Annotated in this window: 18 protein-coding genes; 9 read left to right on the top strand and 9 right to left on the bottom strand. The window is 29.0% G+C overall.

Translation table 11 applies throughout. From position 1 onward, the window contains the following. The first annotated feature begins 107 nt into the window (after window positions 1–107). From R3X25_RS05320 to R3X25_RS05305, 4 genes are all read left to right on the top strand, one after another. Complete coding sequence (locus R3X25_RS05320) at window positions 108–1,034, top strand: hypothetical protein (protein ID WP_317672589.1); 927 nt, start codon at window positions 108–110, stop codon at window positions 1,032–1,034. A gap of 112 nt (window positions 1,035–1,146) precedes the next feature. Then, entirely contained in the window at window positions 1,147–1,902 is a 756-nt protein-coding gene (locus R3X25_RS05315; RefSeq protein ID WP_317672587.1) for an SDR family NAD(P)-dependent oxidoreductase, read from the top strand. A 1-nt stretch (window position 1,903) separates the two neighbouring features. Next, entirely contained in the window at window positions 1,904–3,046 is a 1,143-nt protein-coding gene (locus R3X25_RS05310) for an ATP-binding protein (protein ID WP_317672585.1), read from the top strand. 63 nt (window positions 3,047–3,109) lie between these two features. Further along, window positions 3,110–3,841, top strand: a complete 732-nt coding sequence (locus R3X25_RS05305) for a metallophosphoesterase family protein (protein WP_317672583.1) — start codon at window positions 3,110–3,112, stop codon at window positions 3,839–3,841. Window positions 3,842–3,877: 36 nt separating this feature from the next. Here R3X25_RS05305 and R3X25_RS05300 read toward each other — a convergent pair whose 3' ends face one another. The 3 genes from R3X25_RS05300 to R3X25_RS05290 all read right to left on the bottom strand — a co-directional run bounded on the left by R3X25_RS05300 (window position 3,878) and on the right by R3X25_RS05290 (window position 7,278). Then, complete coding sequence (locus R3X25_RS05300) at window positions 3,878–5,416, bottom strand: aldehyde dehydrogenase family protein (RefSeq protein WP_317672581.1); 1,539 nt, start codon at window positions 5,414–5,416, stop codon at window positions 3,878–3,880. A gap of 111 nt (window positions 5,417–5,527) precedes the next feature. After that, window positions 5,528–6,724: an outer membrane beta-barrel protein gene (locus tag R3X25_RS05295; RefSeq protein WP_317672579.1), complete on the bottom strand. Its 1,197-nt coding sequence runs from the start codon at window positions 6,722–6,724 to the stop codon at window positions 5,528–5,530. Window positions 6,725–6,741: 17 nt separating this feature from the next. Then, the gene (locus R3X25_RS05290; protein WP_317672577.1) at window positions 6,742–7,278 is read right to left on the bottom strand and encodes a sigma-70 family RNA polymerase sigma factor; all 537 of its coding nucleotides are present in this window, start codon (window positions 7,276–7,278) and stop codon (window positions 6,742–6,744) included. Window positions 7,279–7,324: 46 nt separating this feature from the next. Here R3X25_RS05290 and R3X25_RS05285 point away from each other — a divergent pair, with 46 nt between their 5' ends. Next, window positions 7,325–8,347: an acyl transferase gene (locus tag R3X25_RS05285; protein WP_411556563.1), complete on the top strand. Its 1,023-nt coding sequence runs from the start codon at window positions 7,325–7,327 to the stop codon at window positions 8,345–8,347. Here R3X25_RS05285 and R3X25_RS05280 read toward each other — a convergent pair whose 3' ends face one another. After that, window positions 8,348–9,178, bottom strand: a complete 831-nt coding sequence (locus R3X25_RS05280) for a hypothetical protein (protein ID WP_317672575.1) — start codon at window positions 9,176–9,178, stop codon at window positions 8,348–8,350. Between the two features lie 16 nt (window positions 9,179–9,194). Continuing rightward, window positions 9,195–10,487: a tyrosine--tRNA ligase gene (gene tyrS / locus R3X25_RS05275; protein WP_317672573.1), complete on the bottom strand. Its 1,293-nt coding sequence runs from the start codon at window positions 10,485–10,487 to the stop codon at window positions 9,195–9,197. 84 nt (window positions 10,488–10,571) lie between these two features. Here tyrS and R3X25_RS05270 point away from each other — a divergent pair, with 84 nt between their 5' ends. Next, window positions 10,572–11,576, top strand: coding sequence for an SDR family oxidoreductase (locus R3X25_RS05270; protein WP_317672571.1), 1,005 nt, complete (start codon window positions 10,572–10,574; stop codon window positions 11,574–11,576). Next, complete coding sequence (locus R3X25_RS05265) at window positions 11,576–12,154, top strand: hypothetical protein (protein WP_317672569.1); 579 nt, start codon at window positions 11,576–11,578, stop codon at window positions 12,152–12,154. Before R3X25_RS05270 ends, R3X25_RS05265 begins: the two co-directional genes overlap by 1 nt. A gap of 11 nt (window positions 12,155–12,165) precedes the next feature. Here the strand turns inward: R3X25_RS05265 and R3X25_RS05260 are convergent, their stop codons facing one another. From R3X25_RS05260 to R3X25_RS05250, 3 genes are read right to left on the bottom strand one after another with little or no spacing between them, the layout of a single operon-like run. Further along, window positions 12,166–12,672, bottom strand: coding sequence for a DUF4296 domain-containing protein (locus tag R3X25_RS05260; protein WP_317672567.1), 507 nt, complete (start codon window positions 12,670–12,672; stop codon window positions 12,166–12,168). Next, the gene (locus R3X25_RS05255) at window positions 12,672–14,012 is read right to left on the bottom strand and encodes a dihydroorotase (protein ID WP_317672565.1); all 1,341 of its coding nucleotides are present in this window, start codon (window positions 14,010–14,012) and stop codon (window positions 12,672–12,674) included. Before R3X25_RS05255 ends, R3X25_RS05260 begins: the two co-directional genes overlap by 1 nt. 12 nt (window positions 14,013–14,024) lie before the next feature. Next, window positions 14,025–14,744 (bottom strand): polyprenol monophosphomannose synthase, encoded by a 720-nt coding sequence (locus R3X25_RS05250; protein WP_317672563.1) that lies wholly within the window; start codon window positions 14,742–14,744, stop codon window positions 14,025–14,027. 69 nt (window positions 14,745–14,813) lie between these two features. Between R3X25_RS05250 and R3X25_RS15230 the strand changes: the two genes are divergently transcribed. Both R3X25_RS15230 and R3X25_RS05245 read left to right on the top strand, forming a co-directional pair. Next, window positions 14,814–15,479, top strand: coding sequence for a DUF4271 domain-containing protein (locus tag R3X25_RS15230; RefSeq protein WP_411556562.1), 666 nt, complete (start codon window positions 14,814–14,816; stop codon window positions 15,477–15,479). Between the two features lie 16 nt (window positions 15,480–15,495). Continuing rightward, window positions 15,496–16,242, top strand: coding sequence for a uroporphyrinogen-III synthase (locus R3X25_RS05245; protein WP_317672561.1), 747 nt, complete (start codon window positions 15,496–15,498; stop codon window positions 16,240–16,242). A gap of 49 nt (window positions 16,243–16,291) precedes the next feature. Here R3X25_RS05245 and radA read toward each other — a convergent pair whose 3' ends face one another. Continuing rightward, window positions 16,292–17,650 carry a DNA repair protein RadA gene (radA, locus tag R3X25_RS05240; RefSeq protein WP_317672559.1) on the bottom strand — a complete coding sequence of 453 codons (1,359 nt, stop codon included), beginning with the start codon at window positions 17,648–17,650 and terminating at the stop codon, window positions 16,292–16,294. Between the last annotated feature and the right edge of the window lie 22 nt (window positions 17,651–17,672).

Raw genomic sequence — 17,672 nt, 5'->3', positions numbered from 1 at the left:
AACATAAAAAGCTAATTATCAATACAAAAGAACTCTTATCTAGAGTTCTTTTTGTTTTTGGCACGGAAATTGAAATTTAACTATCACAACCCAAAAAATCAAAAATTATGAAAACTTTAAAATTACTTTTTGCTACATTAATACTTGGAGCTTTGGTTTCATCATGTAGTGTTTCAGTACACAATATAGAAGATGAATATTATGCTAGTTTAGAAGATGTTGTAACTGCCTATGATTTATGGTATGTAGATTATCATAAAACTTCTGGAAATAGTCAACTAGAATTTATGAATATTGCTTTTACCTTAAGTTTTCAAAATGGAAGAGTTTATGCAAACAATAATATAGTTGGTATTGGAAGTACTGGAAATGGTTACGGAATCCAAGTTGGTTATTACGATACTTACAAAGGGTTTTTAGAAATTGACCATCAAATTGATGGATATGTAGATTTTGATGTTATACAAATTTCTTCCGATAGAATTAAATTAATTGATAACTACAACAATGTAACCTACTATTTAGAAGGTTATTATAAAAACAATTTCGATTTTGATCAAGTTTTTTACGATAATATTGAATACTTTTTACAAGAATACGAAGCTTGGGGAAAAACATATACAAGCGATGAAGGTGATTTAAATGAATTTGATAACGAAAATTACTTGGCTTTTACACCCGAAAATAATACAACCTTTTACTCTTCTCAAGACCAAGTTGGCACAAATATTGATAACTTATTATGGGATTATGAAGGAGAATATATAGTGTACGATGTTAACGGATATGATAATCTAAAAATTTTAACACTAAATTATGATTCGTACGGTACTGAAGAATTTGAATTGAGCGTTATAAATGACGGAAGAATAAAATTATATCATAATGCATCTGGTACAACTTATAAGTTTGATGGATTAGGTTACATACAGCTAATGAAAACTTCAGCAAATAAATCTGAAAAAAGTGTAAGTAATCAATACAGAAAACGTACTAAAATAATAAGAGAAACAAAAGATAGACAAAAACATTAAAAATAAAGTTTGGTTAGTTGATTTTTGATTGGTTATTTTCATAACCAATTAAGTAAAACGGCTCTCTCCACGAGAGTCGTTTTTTTGTATATTTATATTTCAAAATTTAAATATGAAATCACAAACTGTTTTTATAACCGGAGCAACTTCTGGAATAGGAAAAGCAACTGCAGAATTATTAGCAAAGCAAAAATTTAATCTAATTCTTTGTGGAAGAAGAAAGGAACGTTTACTAGATCTTCAAAACAAATTAGGAAAACTTACAAATGTTACCACATTAGCATTTGATGTTAGAAATAAAGGAGAAGTTTTTAAAGCTATAGAAACATTACCTACTAAATTTAAAAACATAGACGTTTTAATCAATAACGCTGGAAATGCACACGGATTAAGCACTATACAAAATGGTGATTTAGATGATTGGGATGCTATGATGGACATTAACGTAAAAGGTTTGCTATACGTATCAAAAGCTATTCTTCCAAAAATGATTGAAAACAACAATGGCTTTATTGTAAATATTGGCTCTATTGCGGGTAAAGAGGTGTATCCGAATGGAAATGTATATTGCGCATCAAAACATGCTGTAAACGCCTTAAATAAAGCTATGCGGTTAGATTTAAACAAATACAACATAAGAGTTGCTGGAATTCATCCGGGAGCAGTTGAAACTGAATTTTCTGAAGTTAGATTTAAAGGAGATACTGAAAGAGCTAAAACTGTATATGAAGGCTATAAAGCCCTTCAAGCGGAAGATATTGCAGATATTATTCATTTTGTAATAACACGTCCGTACCATGTAAATATTGAAGATTTAGTAGTATATCCAACAGCACAAGCAAGTGCCACTATTTTGAATAAAGAGTAAAATGATTAACAAACGGCTTTTAATTAAAAACCTTTTAGCTCACAACGATGAGAATAGCTTTTACGACAAAAAACGTAAAATAACGTTGGCCACAAAAGAAGGAAAAGCAAAATTTTTAAAACACGTTTGTGCGCTTTCAAATTCAAATCCCGAAAATAACTCGTACATAGTAATTGGTGTTGAAGATGTTGACAATAAAATTGAAGGCGTCGATTTTTTTGACGATAGTAAAATTCAAAATTTAATTGATTCTTATTTTACCAATCCTCCTAAAATTCAATATGAAAATGTAGCCTTTCCTCGTTTACCAAGGCATAAAGTAGTTGGCTTGGTTACCATTTATCCAATTAACAAAGTTACTGCACTTAAAAAACCAATTTGGAAATATGTAAAAGGAAGAATTTTTTATAGAAGAGGAAGTACCTCTATGTCTACATTAGGCAAATTTGAATTAAAAAACACAAACAAATCAATTGTTAACGCTATTGAAAAAAATGCTAGCAATAATATTGAGTTAACGTTAGATGGAGTTTTTAATTTTTTTGAACGGCACAAAAATGAATTTAATCCAACCTATAAAGTTTTTAACGAACAGTTTGTACTGTGTTGGGCAGGAAAAAAGAAAATAGTTGAAGACAAAACATTTTATTCTAGAGTAGATATTGAACTAGTTAACGAACAAGTTCGATTATTTTATTCGGCTTTAGATGAAGTAAAAATTGAATATAATCATAGATCTTTTATAATAACTGAATACGTATTTTTAAAAATAAACAATGAATTTGACTTTTTTCCATTCGAAAAAACAGTCATTCATTTTAAAGACAACGGAAAACACGATATAGTTACCGAATTTTTATTTGAACCACCTCAATTCAATAGAAAAGATTTATTGCATGTTTTTAACAATTGCAATTCAATTCTAAAAAAACTTAAAAAAAATCAAGCTTTAACAGAAATAGAATTAAAAGATTTACAAGAATTGCCAACACATTATTTAATATGTGTTTTAAGTGATATTCCTACTGCTTATTCAAAATTAAAAGCTTCTAAAGTTTATCTGAAAAATTTAGAAGATAAATCTATCTACATAAAATACAAAGAAGCATTGCGAGTTCTTCGTAAAATTAAGTACAATAAATAGTAACTAAAACTTCATATTAAAATTAATTTAAAATACTATTTTTGACCTCGAATTAGATATAATATGAAAGGAAGACAATTAGTTATTGGTGATATACATGGTGGCTTAAAAGCTCTAAAACAAGTTTTAGAAACAGCAAATGTTACAGAAAATGATACTCTTATTTTTTTAGGTGATTATGTAGATGGTTGGAGCGATGCTGCAAATACAATTCGTTTTTTAATTAAATTGAAATCTACACATAACTGTGTGTTTCTAATGGGAAATCATGATGAGTTAACTCTAAATTGGTTAAAAACTGGAAATTATAAAAAACAATGGTTGTTACATGGTGGACAAGCAACTATAGATTCTTACACTAATGTTTCTAACAATGAAATTGATTTACACATACAATTTCTAGAAAATTTAGAAGATTACTATCTAGATTCAGAAAACAGATTGTTTTTACATGCAGGTTTTACAAACGAAAAGGGTGTTGAAAACGAAATTATTTCAAAAAATTTCTATTGGGATAGAACGTTATGGGAAATGGCCATTGCAATGGATAAAAATTTAACTACTGAAAGTAGTTGTTATCCAAAAAGGTTGAAACTTTACAATGAAATATATATTGGACACACTGTGTTATCTAGAATTAATGAAACAACACCGCAACAACGTGCCAATGTTTGGAATATTGATACTGCTGCAGCTTTAAAAGGTCCGTTAACAATTATAAATGTAGCTACAAAAGAATATTGGCAAAGTGAACCTGCTTTTGAGTTGTACCCAAACGAAAAAGGAAGAAATTAAAATAAAAAAAGCCGCTTATCGCGGCTTTTTTTAATATTATAAATCAAACTTTATACCTTGGGCTAAAGGTAAATCTGTTGTATAATTAATAGTATTTGTTTGTCTACGCATATAAATTTTCCATGCATCAGAACCAGATTCTCTACCTCCACCTGTTTCTTTTTCACCTCCAAATGCTCCTCCAATTTCAGCACCTGATGTTCCAATATTCACATTGGCTATTCCACAATCTGAACCTACATGAGATAAAAATGCTTCAGCTTCACGTAAATTATTTGTCATAATTGCAGAAGATAAACCTTGCACAACGTTATTTTGAATTTCAATAGCGTTTTCAACACCTCCAGAATACTTCAATAGATATAAAATTGGTGCAAAAGTTTCATGCTGAACAATTTCAAAATGGTTTTCAGCTTCTACAATTGCAGGTTTCACATAACATCCACTTTCAAAACCTTCACCACTTAAAACACCACCTTCAACTACTAAATTACCACCTTCTTTAACTGCTTTAGCTAAAGCATTCTCATACATTTTAACAGCATCAGTATCAATTAAAGGTCCTACGTGGTTACTTTCATCTAAAGGATCTCCAATTTTTAATTGTTTGTAAGCATCAACCAAAGTGTTTTTTACTTTAGTATACATAGATTCGTGGATAATTAATCTTCTTGTTGAAGTACAACGTTGACCAGCAGTTCCAACTGCTCCAAAAACTGCTCCAATAATAGAAATTTTTAAATCAGCATCTGGCGTAATTATAATGGCATTATTTCCTCCTAGTTCTAATAACGATTTACCCAAACGTTCAGCAACAGTTTTTCCAACAATTTTACCCATTCTAGTTGAACCAGTAGCTGAAATTAAAGGAACTCGCTTATCAGTTGTCATATATTCACCTACTTTGTAATCACCGTTTATTATACATGAAATTCCTTCTGGCAAATCATTTTTCTGTAAAACTTCAGCTATAATATTTTGACATGCAATTGAACAAAGTGGAGCTTTTTCTGAAGCTTTCCACACGCAAACATCTCCACAAATCCAAGCTAAAGCTGTATTCCAACTCCAAACTGCAACCGGAAAATTAAATGCTGAAATTATTCCAACTATTCCAAGTGGATGGTATTGCTCATACATTCTATGTCCAAAACGCTCTGAATGCATTGTTAAACCGTGTAATTGTCGTGATAATCCTACCGCAAAATCGCAGATATCAATCATTTCCTGAACTTCACCTAAACCTTCTTGTAGTGATTTTCCCATTTCATAAGAAACTAGTTCACCTAAAGGTTGTTTTAATTCACGAAGTTTATCTCCAAACTGACGAACAATTTCACCTCTTAATGGTGCTGGAGTTGTTTTCCAGGATTTAAAAGCTATTTGCGCAGTTTCAATTACTGTTTCATAATCTTGTTTAGTTGTAGTAGTAACTTTTGCTATTAGTTTTCCGTCAACTGGTGAGTATGACGAAATTTTATTACCACTTCCAAAGAATTTTTGACCTGTTGAAGTTCCTTTATTAACTTCTTGTATTCCTAAATTTTTAAGTGTGTTGAAAATTGTAGTTTTCATAGTTTGAAATTATAATTGGTATCACAAAATTACGGAAAAAAGAAAAGCCATTTTAATACTAAAATGGCTTTCTTCATTCAATATTTGGTAACCAACCAAATAATAAACCAACTAAAACTTATAATTTAATCCTGTATAAACTCCTAAATAGTATGGTAATACACTACCCGAGTTTTTTGAAAAGGTATTTGTTTGTACTTTTAGCATAGGGGAAACATTGATGTATAAATTTTTACGGATTGAGTAATCCACATCTAAACCTAAATTTCCACTAAAATTAATTGAACGTAAATTATTAGACTCTCCCAAACTTTGTGAAAGACTGTTTGTTTCAACAAAAACTTCATCTCTATTTAATAGCAGAGTACTAAATCCACCAACTACATTTACTCCCAATTTACCGTCTGCAACATTATACTTTAACTCTATTGGTATTTCTACATACCCAAAAACCTGATTTACGCTACCAACAGAATTTAATGCTTTTTCTTCTAGATTTTCACCTCCAGATTTTGCTGTTAAATTGTTAAGTGGTTGTGCAGATAAATTAGAAAAACCTACAACAGAAACACCAGACGTTACATGAACATTGTCTGTAGTATAACCCATACTTAATAAGTTAATACCAGATTGTACTGAAAATTTATCGCTTAATTGATAGGCAAATTTTAATCCATAAGAATGGGACGAATTCCCAGAAATAGGACTATCTCCAAATTGTTCACCTACACCTGATCCATCACCAAAGGAATTTAAATAAATTGGCGCATAAATAGTTGCAACTGTAAATTTTGACTCTTCTTTATTTAAATTTAATTGTTTTTTTGCTGCATTTTGCTCTTTTTCAACAACATCTGCTATGTCTAACTTTGGAAGTGTTTTGGTTTCAAATTCTGAAGATGTTTTTTCTACAATTTCTTCAGCATTTTCAATATTAACATTACTTTCAAAATTAGATTCAACTTTCGGTTTTACAATTGTTGTTTTTTTATTTTCAACAACCTTTTTACCGTCTATTAAATTTTCATCTAACTCTTTATCAAAAATAGTAGAAACACTATCTTTATAAGTAAAATAACTATTTGCAAAATTCTCTTTTGGAAGTAAATAAATAGTACTAACCGTAAATAAACATAAAATAACTGCAGCTACACTTGCAATTCTAAACCATTTGGTATTAAATATGCTTTTTTTAGGAACAGGAATTAAATTCTGTTCAATTTTGTTCCACGCCTTGTTAGGTGGAAAAACCTCAAATTCCTTTAAGTTTTCCTGAAATAATCTATCAATGTTCTTTTCTTCTCTCACTTTTCGCTACTATCTTTCTAAATAGACTGTTGTTGTTCTTGATATTCTTCTACTCTTCTTTTTAAAATTGCTCTGGCTCTAGCTAAATTAGATTTAGATGTACCTTCAGCAATATTTAACATTTCTGAAATTTCTCTGTGCGAATAACCATCTAACACGTATAAATTAAAAACTAATCTATAACGTTCTGGCAATTCACGAATTAAATTAAGTAAAAAATCTAACGAAATTTCATCATCATCAACATCAACAACAACCTCGTCAGGTATCTCTTCACTTACAATGTTTAACACTCTTTTTTTTCTATACTTTAAAAGCACAGTGTTTAACATAACTCGTTTTACCCATCCTTCAAACGACCCTCTAAAATTAAATTGGCCAATTTTATTAAAAATGGTTATAAAACCATCTTGAAAATTGTCTTGAGCCTCATCTCTATTTTTAGAATATTTTAGACAAATAGAAAATAACTTACCAGCATATAAGTGGTAAATTTCTTTTTGTGCTCTTCTATCGTTTTTAGCACATTGTTTTATGAGTTTCTCTAAACTCAAATACGAGCTTTTTAATTGTTAATAAGATACCTAAAAAGATATTAGGTTGCGTAAATTTACATTACTTTTGTCATGTATTCAAAATTTTGAACTTATTAATCCCGTTTTTAACATACAATCTGCCACTAATTTTAATAAAAAAGCGCTTGAAATTTTTCAATTTCAGGCAGCTAATAATTCTGTGTATAAAACTTTTTTATCGCATTTAAAAACGGATATTTCGGCTGTTAAAACTATTGAAGAAATCCCTTTTTTACCTATTCAATTTTTTAAAACGCATCAAATTTTATCTTCAGAAAAAACCATTCAAAAAACATTTTTAAGCAGCGGTACTACTGGAATGACTCAAAGTAAACATTTAGTTACTGATTTAAGTTTGTATGAAGAAAGCTACTTAAAAGGCTTTAAACATTTTTATGGTAATATTGAAAATTATACTGTTTTGGCTTTGCTTCCATCGTATTTAGAACGCGATGGTTCATCATTAATTTATATGGTTGATGATTTAATTAAAAAATCGAAAAAACCAAAAAGCGGATTTTATCTTCATAATTTATCTGATTTGGCTGAAACTATCACTGAATTAGACAAAAAGGGTGAAAAAACGTTATTAATTGGTGTTTCTTTTGCACTATTAGATTTAGTTGAAAACTACCAGTTTAACAATCTGAAAAACATCTTTATAATGGAAACTGGAGGAATGAAAGGTAGACGAAAAGAATTGATTCGTGAAGAGTTACACTCAATTTTATGTGAAGGATTTGGTGTTTCTGAAATACACTCTGAATATGGAATGACGGAGTTATTAAGTCAAGCCTATTCTAAAGGAAATGGAATTTTTAAATGTCCACCTTGGATGAAAATACTAATTAGAGATACTGAAGATGCACTTACTTTATTGCCTAAAGGAAAATCTGGAGGAATTAATGTAATTGATTTAGCTAATGTAAATTCGTGCTCATTTATTGCTACTCAAGATTTAGGTAAAAAACGCCCAGATAATTCTTTTGAAATTATTGGACGTTTTGATAATTCTGATATAAGAGGTTGTAATTTATTAGTGCTTTAATTAATCACCAATAACATAACTTGTTATAGTTTGTGTATTTGAAACTGATCTACTAGTTTCAAAATCAAATTCTACATCTAGAGCTTCTAACAATAAAATTGTTGTTTCGTCGAACTCATAATCTATTACACTTTCAGATTGAATTAAACCTACATTTTCTGCAAAATAAGAATCTATACTTAAAACATCTTTATCGCTAAGTAATTCAAATTCTTTATCAGCTCCTTGTACTTCTATAGTTGTTGAAACACTCATTGTTAAAAGAATATTTCCACTTGTTACATCTGTATAAGTTGTACTATTAACACTTTTTGAACTTTGATCTTTTAACTTGTTAAATGTTAAAGTATATGAAAACGTTAATGGAATATTATTTATAGTTTGAGTAAACTCTTTAGTAATTTCATTTAACACTTCATTATTATCAGCATTTAAATCGTATAAAATTACGTTGTTTAAATCAATAGTAATATCATCAATACCAATAATTGGCATATCAATTTGACCATCAATTAATAATTTAGAATCTGTTCTAGTTAAAGAGCTATTAGCTAAAATTCCACTCATTGTACCATAAGCGCTACTTCCATTGTTTACTTCTAAATCAAAACTTGTTCCTGAAGTGATATCAACACTTAAAAAATCTACGTAATCTTCTGAAGTATTATCGTTGTTATTTTTTACAACAACATTATAATTCCAATAACTTGTTTCAGTTGATGGGAAATAATCTCCTGTAACTACTTTTGTTTCATTATCATCATCATTAGATGAACAGCTAGTAAGTACTAGCATTACCATTAAAAATGCAATTAAATTTCCTTTTCTCATTTTTTTCTTCTTTTTTTTAGTTAATTTTTAATAAAAAATAATTCTTTTTTCCTCGTTGCAACAATACGTATTTATTTGCTATTAAATCTTTAAAAGTAATTAAATAATCTTCTTTTACTTTTTCTTTATTTACTGATATTGAGTTTTCTTTTAAAGCTCTACGTGCATCTCCATTAGATTTCAAAAAGTTAGTTTTTGCTGCTAAAGCGCCAATCATATCTAATCCGCTTTCTAATTCAGTTTTAGAAATTTCAGCTTGTGGAACGCCATCAAACACATCTAAAAACGTTTGTTCGTCTAAACTTTTTAAATCATCAGCTGTAGATTTACCAAATAATATATTTGAGGCTTTTATTGCGTTATCATACGCTTCCTTTCCGTGAGTCATTACAGTTACTTCTTCACCAATTTTCTTTTGAAGTAAACGAGTATGCGGTGCTTCTTTATGTTCTGTAATTAATGCTTCTATAGTGTTTTTATCTAAAAATGTAAATATTTTTATATACTTTTCAGCATCTTCATCAGATGAATTTAACCAATATTGATAAAATTTGTATGGCGAAGTTCTATTAGCATCTAACCAAACATTTCCACCTGCTGTTTTACCAAATTTAGAACCATCGGCTTTTGTTATTAACTTACACGTTAGCGCATATGCTTTTCCTTGTGCTTTTCTTCTTACTAATTCTGTTCCAGTTGTAATATTTCCCCATTGATCTGAACCTCCCATTTGAAGCATACAATTTTTCTCTTTGTACAAATGGTAGAAATCATAACCTTGAAATAATTGGTAAGTAAATTCAGTAAAGCTCATTCCTGTTTTAGAATCTTCTCCTAGTCTTTTCTTTACAGAATCTTTCGCCATCATATAGTTAACAGTAATGTGTTTTCCAACATCACGCACAAACTCAATTAACGAAATTTCTTTCATCCAATCGTAGTTGTTTACTAATTCTGCTGGGTTTTCAACATCTGTACTATCAAACTTTAAAAAACGTGCTAGCTGACCTTTTACACCTGCAATATTTTTAGCTAACGTAGCTTCATCTAACAAATTTCGTTCATCAGATTTTCCTGAAGGGTCACCAACCATACCTGTTGCTCCTCCAACCAAGGCAATTGGATTGTGACCAGCTTTTTGGAAATGCATTAAAATAATAATAGGAACTAAACTTCCTATATGTAATGAATCGGCAGTTGGATCAAAACCAATATAACCAGTAGTTTTGTTTTTTAATAAATACTCTTCGGTTTCTGGCATTATGTCGTGTAACATACCTCTCCAACGTAATTCTTCTACAAAATTCATTTTTCAAAAATTAAATTATGCGCAAAGATAAAATTTTACTTTGTAGAAAACTGCTGAAAGCAACATTTTTGTTACATTCGTTTTATGATTTTAGTTACAGGAGGAACAGGTTTAGTTGGTGCGCATTTATTATATCAACTTTCTACAGAAAATGATACTATAAAAGCTATACATAGAGCCTCTAGTAATTTAGACGCTGTAAAAAAGGTTTTTAGTTATTATTCTGAAGAGTATGAACGTATTTTTAATAAAATTGAATGGATTGAAGCTGATATAACTGATATTGTAACTCTAGAAAAAGCTTTTGAAAACGTAACTAAAGTATACCATTCGGCTGCTTTGATTTCTTTTAACCCTAGAGATTATAAAGCAATGCGTAAAATTAATATTCATGGCACTTCAAATGTAGTTAACTTATGCATTGAAAAAAAAATTGAAAAGTTATGTTTTGTAAGTTCTATTGCTACTGTTGATAAAGATCCAAATTCTAATAGTATTAATGAAACTAATGAGTGGAATTATGAAAATAATAATTACGGTTATGCTATTACTAAATATGGTGCTGAAATGGAGGTTTGGCGCGCATCTCAAGAAGGTGTAAATGTTGTAATTGTAAATCCTGGAGTAATTTTGGGTGCTGGCTTTTGGAAAAATGGTTCTGGCGTTATATTTAATAAAATTTATAACGGATTAAAATTTTATTCTGAAGGAGTTACTGGTGTTGTTTCAGTAGAAGATGTTGTAAAAGCTATGATTGGTTTAATGAAAAGCTCTATTAAAAACGAACGTTTTATTCTAGTTTCAGAAAATAGTTCATTCAAAGAATTATTTTTTAAAATTGCAGATAATTTTAAAGTTAAAAGACCTACTATTAAAACTAAAAAATGGATGAGTGAGTTACTTTGGAGAATTGAGTTTGTAAAGAATATTATTACTGGTAAAACTCCTTTATTAACCAATAATTCAGCAAAATCAATACATAACAAGTTTTACTACTCTTCGGAAAAAATTAAAAATATGTTAGGCTTTGAATTTGAAAGTATTGACCATAGTGTTAAAAGAGTTTGTAACCAATATTTAAAAAAATAATGAATACTATTTATAAAAATTTAGTGGAAAAATGGACGCAAAATCAATCTTTTGAAGAGAAAATTGTTACTCTTTTTGAAAAGGTTAGAGATATACCGTATGGAAATATTGGCTCAAGAAATCCGTTAGATATATTAGAGCAAAATAGAGGAACTTGCTCTGGAAAACACTTTCTTCTCAAAGAATTATATAAAGCAATAGATGTACCTGTAAGAGATTTTATAGTTATGCACTCATTTAATGATATGGATATTAATTTTCCTCCAGAAATAAAAGAATTTTTAACTTCAGATCAAATTATTGATCCGCATAATTATATCCAAATTAAACCTTTTAATAAGTGGATTACCATTGATGCTACTTGGAATTTACCTTTAAAAAAATATAATTTTCCTGTGAATGAATTTTGGAATGGAAAAACTAGTATGCCTATTTCTGTAGTTGTTTCAACCAATATTTATGAAACATCTGAACCAGAAAACTTAAAAAAACAATTGATTGAGAAGTTAAGTATTAAACAACAAAAAAGTCGTAAATTATTTTTAAACTTGTTAACTAACTGGTTACTTAATATTTAGTGAGTTAACATTTATTGCTTTTTAATACTTTTATTTACTTTATTTTCGGAATTTTCGGAATTTTTAAAAATAGAATCTTTACTTTTTATTAATCTAGATTTACTTTCAGTAATAGAGTCCTTTTTCAACTTTTTAAGCTCTTTTTCAACTTTTTTAAGTGAGTCTTCAACATCTTTAACAGCTTTTAACTCATCTTTTTTTAATGAAAGGCGTTCATTCACAGCTTTTAAAATATCGTTATAATCATCAATTCTTGAAATATAAAATGCGCTACTTTCTTCAAATTGTAACGAATCTATTTGGTGTTTTTCAAAAACTAAAGGGAAATAATTAATCTTTCTTTCTAAATCTAAATTTTTAATGTTTTTCCCACCCGAAGCCAATAGCACATCTGTTAAAACATCTGCCATTTCCTTTTTAGAAATTAAATTATCCGGTTTTTTTAAAATGGTATTACTAGTACAAAAGGTTAAAAAAACACAAGCTATAATAACAAATATGTATTTTAAAAATTTCATTATCTATTAAACAATAAACGTTTACCTTTTATTGTATCGTTAAATTTTCCGTTGTTATAAATTAAATTACCATTTACAAACGTATGTGTAATTTTTGAATAAAATGTAGAGCCCTCAAAAGGAGACCAACCACATTTATATAAAGTATTCTCTTTTTTTACTGTCCAAGGCGAAGCACTGTCTACTAAAACTAAATCTGCATAATATCCTTTTTTAATAAAACCTCTTTTTTCAATTTTAAAGATTTTTGCAGGATTGTGACACATTTTTTCAACAATTTTCTCAATTGAAATTTTTTCTTGTCTATATGCTTGTAACATTGCTGGCAACGCATGTTGAACTAGCGGTCCACCACTTGGTGCTTTTGTATACGGTTGTTGTTTTTCCTTTAATGTATGGGGAGCATGATCTGTTGCAATAACATCAATTCTATCATCTAGCAACGCTTTCCATAATCCATCTCTATCTTTTTCAGTTTTTACAGCTGGATTCCATTTAATAAACGTTCCCTTTGTTTTATAATCTTGGTCTGTAAACCACAAATGGTGTACACAAACTTCTGCTGTAATTTGCTTTTTTTCTAAAGGAGTTTTATTTGTAAATAATGAAGTTTCTTTAGCAGTAGATAAATGAAAAACATGTAAACGTGCACCTGTTTTTTTTGCTAAAGCTATAGCTTTGGAAGAAGATAAGTAACAGGCTTCTTCGCTTCTAATTATTGGATGTTTTTCTATTGGAATATCATCTCCAAATTCTTCTTTATACTTTTCTAAATTTGCTTTAATAGTTGATTCATCTTCGCAATGAACAGCAATTAGCATTTTTGTAGAAGAAAATATTTTTTTTAAAACCTCTTCATTATCTACCAACATATCTCCAGTAGAAGAGCCTAAAAACAATTTAATACCAGCAACATCTTTTGGATTTGTTTTTAATAATTCCTCTAAATTAGTATTAGTACCTCCAAACATAAAAGAATAATTGGCGTACGAAGTATTTGAAGCGTTTTTAAATTTATCTTCAAGTAATTCTTGTGTTGTTGCTTGTGGAACTGTGTTAGGCATTTCAATAAATGAAGTAATTCCACCTGCAACAGCTGCTCTACTTTCAGTTTCAATGTTTGCCTTATGCGTTAAACCTGGTTCACGAAAGTGAACCTGATCATCAATAACTCCAGGAATTAAAAATTTCCCTTCAGCATCAATTATTTTTGTATTTGCTGATTTTGAACTTATGGTTTGGTCTATATCAACAATATACTCTCCATCAATTAAAACATCTCCCTCAAATATTTCTCCTTCGTTAACTATTTGAGCATTTTTAATAAGCGTTAGACTCATAAATTTTGTTTTTTAGTTTGGTAATCCATTAAACCGCATTTTTAAAACTCCAAAAATAGCCTCTGAAATTATAGAGCCACTCATTTTCGAAGTTCCACGTTTTCGATCTGTAAAAATTACCGAAACTTCTTTATGTTTAAATTTTCTTTTCCAAGCTTTAAATTTCATTTCAATTTGAAAAGCGTAACCTACAAACTGAATTTTATCTAAATCTATTGCTTCTAGCACACTTTTGTGATAGCACACAAAACCTGCAGTTGTATCAAAAATAGGTATTCTTGTTATTATTTTCACATATTTCGATGCAAAATACGATAAAATAAGCCTTTTAATATCCCAATTAACAACATTAATTTTATTGTTAAGGTACCTAGATCCAATCGAAAAATCTGCTCCATCTTCAGCACACGCTTTATACAATTGAATTAAATCTTTTGGATTATGTGAAAAATCTGCATCCATTTCAATTATATAATCATACCCATTTTTTAAGGCCCATTTAAATCCATGAATATATGCAGTACCTAATCCTGTTTTTTCTTTTCTATTTTCAATAAATAAATTAGAAAACTCTTTTTGAATACCTTTTACAATAGTAGCTGTACCATCTGGTGAATTATCATCAACCACCAAAATATCAAACTTTTTCTCTTGTGAAAAAACCGATCTTATTATAGCTTCAATATTTTCCTTTTCGTTAAAGGTTGGTATAATAACTAGCGTATTTAGCATATTGCAATATTAAGCGCCAAAGATAACGTAAATTATTACTAATTTTGTATTAATATTATACCAAAATTAATGATTGAAGCTCACGAAATAATTAAACAAGATGATAATTGGATTACGTTTTCTTTTTTAATTATTCTAATATTAATTGCATTATTACGATTTGTATACAATGAAAGACTTGTAAATATTAGTACGCTTTTTTTTTCAAAAAAGTATTTATTAATCTACTTTAATAAAGAAAATAATAGTGTCCGAAATTTATTTCAAATTACATTGTTTATTGTTCAGATTTTAACAATATCTATTCTAATTTATCTATCAAGCACAATTTTTCTATCTTCTGTTTTAATTGAAAAAGGTTTAAAAACATATGTTTTTATAGTTTTGGGTGTACTATTTTATTTTAGTGTTCGATATTTAATAGGTAAATTTATTTCCTTTATTTTTAATTTAAATTTCCTTCACAACAAACTAATATACGAGAAGACAAACTACCTTAACAATCTAATTTTGTGGATTTTACCTTTTTTAGTCTTATCCTTTTACAATCCCTTAAGTAATAATTTACCTTTAAAATTTACAATTATAATTACAGTTATTTTATTAATAATGCGTTACATTTTACTAGTTATTAACAACAAAAAGTTAGTTTTTAACAGCTTGTTTTATTTTATTTTGTACCTTTGCGCACTTGAAATAGCACCTCTGGTAATTATTTTAAAATTAACAATTTAAGCACAAAATTGAAGTTATGAAAGTGAAGACAATTTTGGTTTCGCAACCCGCACCAAAGACAGAAAATTCTCCGTATTTTGATTTATCTGAAAAACAAAAAGTAAAAATAGATTTTGTACCCTTTATTCATGTTGAAGGTGTAAATGCAAGAGAAGTTAGATCTCAAAAAATAGATTTTTCTAAATATTCTGCTATTATTCTTACTAGTAGAAATGCAGTTGATAATTTTTTTAGAATAGCTGAAGAAATGCGTTTTACTGTACCTGATTCAATGAAATATTTTTGTCAATCTGAAGCTGTAGCTTATTATTTACAAAAATACGTGGTATACCGTAAACGTAAAATTTATGTAGGTACTAGAACTTTTGCTGAATTAACGGTATTAATTAAAAAGTATAAAGACGAAAAATTTCTTTTACCATCTTCCGATAAATTAAAACCAATTATTCCTGAAATGTTGGATGACTTGAAAATTAATTGGGATAGAGCCATTATGTTTAAAACTGTGGTAAGTGATTTATCTGATTTAGAAAATGTTTTTTACGATATTCTAGTATTTTTTAGTCCTTCAGGAATCGATTCTTTATTCAAAAATTTCCCTAATTTTAAACAAAACGACACAAAAATTGCGGTATTTGGAAATTCAACAATTAAAGCGGCAACTGAAGCTGGTTTAAAATGTAATATACAAGCTCCAACACCAGAAACACCTTCAATGACAATGGCTTTAGAAAAGTTTATTATTGAAAAAAATAAAAAATAGTATTTATATAAATATTTCTAAAAAAAGTCGAGTTTATTCTCGGCTTTTTTTATGAAAATAAATTATTAAATACATCGTCTACCTTTGTTATTTTAACAACCTGTATTTTAAAATTAGAAAGACTTATTTTGTTAAATTTGGAAACAAATATTTTATGAAATCCGAGTTTTTGCGCTTCTAAAATTCGTTGTTCAACTCTATTTACAGGTCTAACCTCTCCAGCCAAACCAATTTCAGCAGCAAAACAAAAATCTTGTGGAATTGCTTCATCTTCATTAGAAGACATAATTGCACTAATTACAGCTAAATCAATTGCTGGATCATCTACTTTTATTCCTCCAGCAATATTTAAAAACACATCTTTTGCTCCTAGTCTAAAACCTGCGCGTTTTTCTAAAACAGCCAGTAACATATTCAATCTTTTTGTATCGTAACCTGTTGCTGAACGTTGAGGAGTTCCATATACAGCTGTGCTAACCAAAGCTTGAACTTCAATCATTAATGGTCGCATTCCTTCCAAAGTTGCTGCAATTGCGGTTCCACTTAAATTATCATCTTTTTGAGAAATTAATATTTCCGAAGGATTTTCAACTTCACGTAAACCAGTAGATTGCATTTCATAAATACCCAATTCAGCAGTTGAACCAAATCTATTTTTATTAGCGCGAAGTATTCTATATGTATGATTTCTATCTCCTTCAAACTGAAGAACAACATCTACCATATGTTCTAAAATTTTTGGCCCAGCAATAGCGCCATCTTTTGTAATATGACCTATTAATAAAACTGGAGTTGCAGTTTCTTTTGCAAATTTTGTTAATTCTGCTGTTGTTTCGCGTATTTGAGAGATAGAGCCTGGAGAAGCTTCAATATAATCTGTATGTAGGGTTTGAATAGAATCTATAACCACAACATCTGGCTGAACTTCTTCAATAGCTCTAAAAATATTTTGCGTATTTGTTTCAGTTAAAATTAAACAGTTATTGTTTTCAATATCTAACCTTTCAGAACGCATTTTAATTTGCGCCTGGCTTTCTTCTCCAGAAACATATAAAACTCTTTTTGGTATAGCTAAAGCTATTTGTAATAACAATGTGGATTTCCCAATACCTGGTTCACCTCCTAACAATAGCATAGATCCTTTAACCAAACCTCCACCTAAAACTCTATTCAATTCACCATTTTCTGATGAAATTCTATCCTCTTCGTTTAAAGAAATATCAGCAATTTTTAAAGCTTTATTTGCTTTTTTTGTTGAAGTGGTTTGCTTCCAATTACGTTTTTCCTCTTTCTGAATTACTTCTTCTACAATTGTATTCCACTCTTTACAAGATGTACATTGTCCCATCCATTTTGCATATTGTGCACCACAATTCTGACAAAAAAATGAAGTTTTTGTTTTAGCCATTTTTAAAATTTAAACACTAAAG

The sequence above is a fragment of the Lutibacter sp. TH_r2 genome (assembly GCF_033101135.1).
Classification (GTDB): Bacteria; Bacteroidota; Bacteroidia; order Flavobacteriales; family Flavobacteriaceae; genus Lutibacter.
This window is presented reverse-complemented; position numbering and strand designations above follow the sequence as displayed.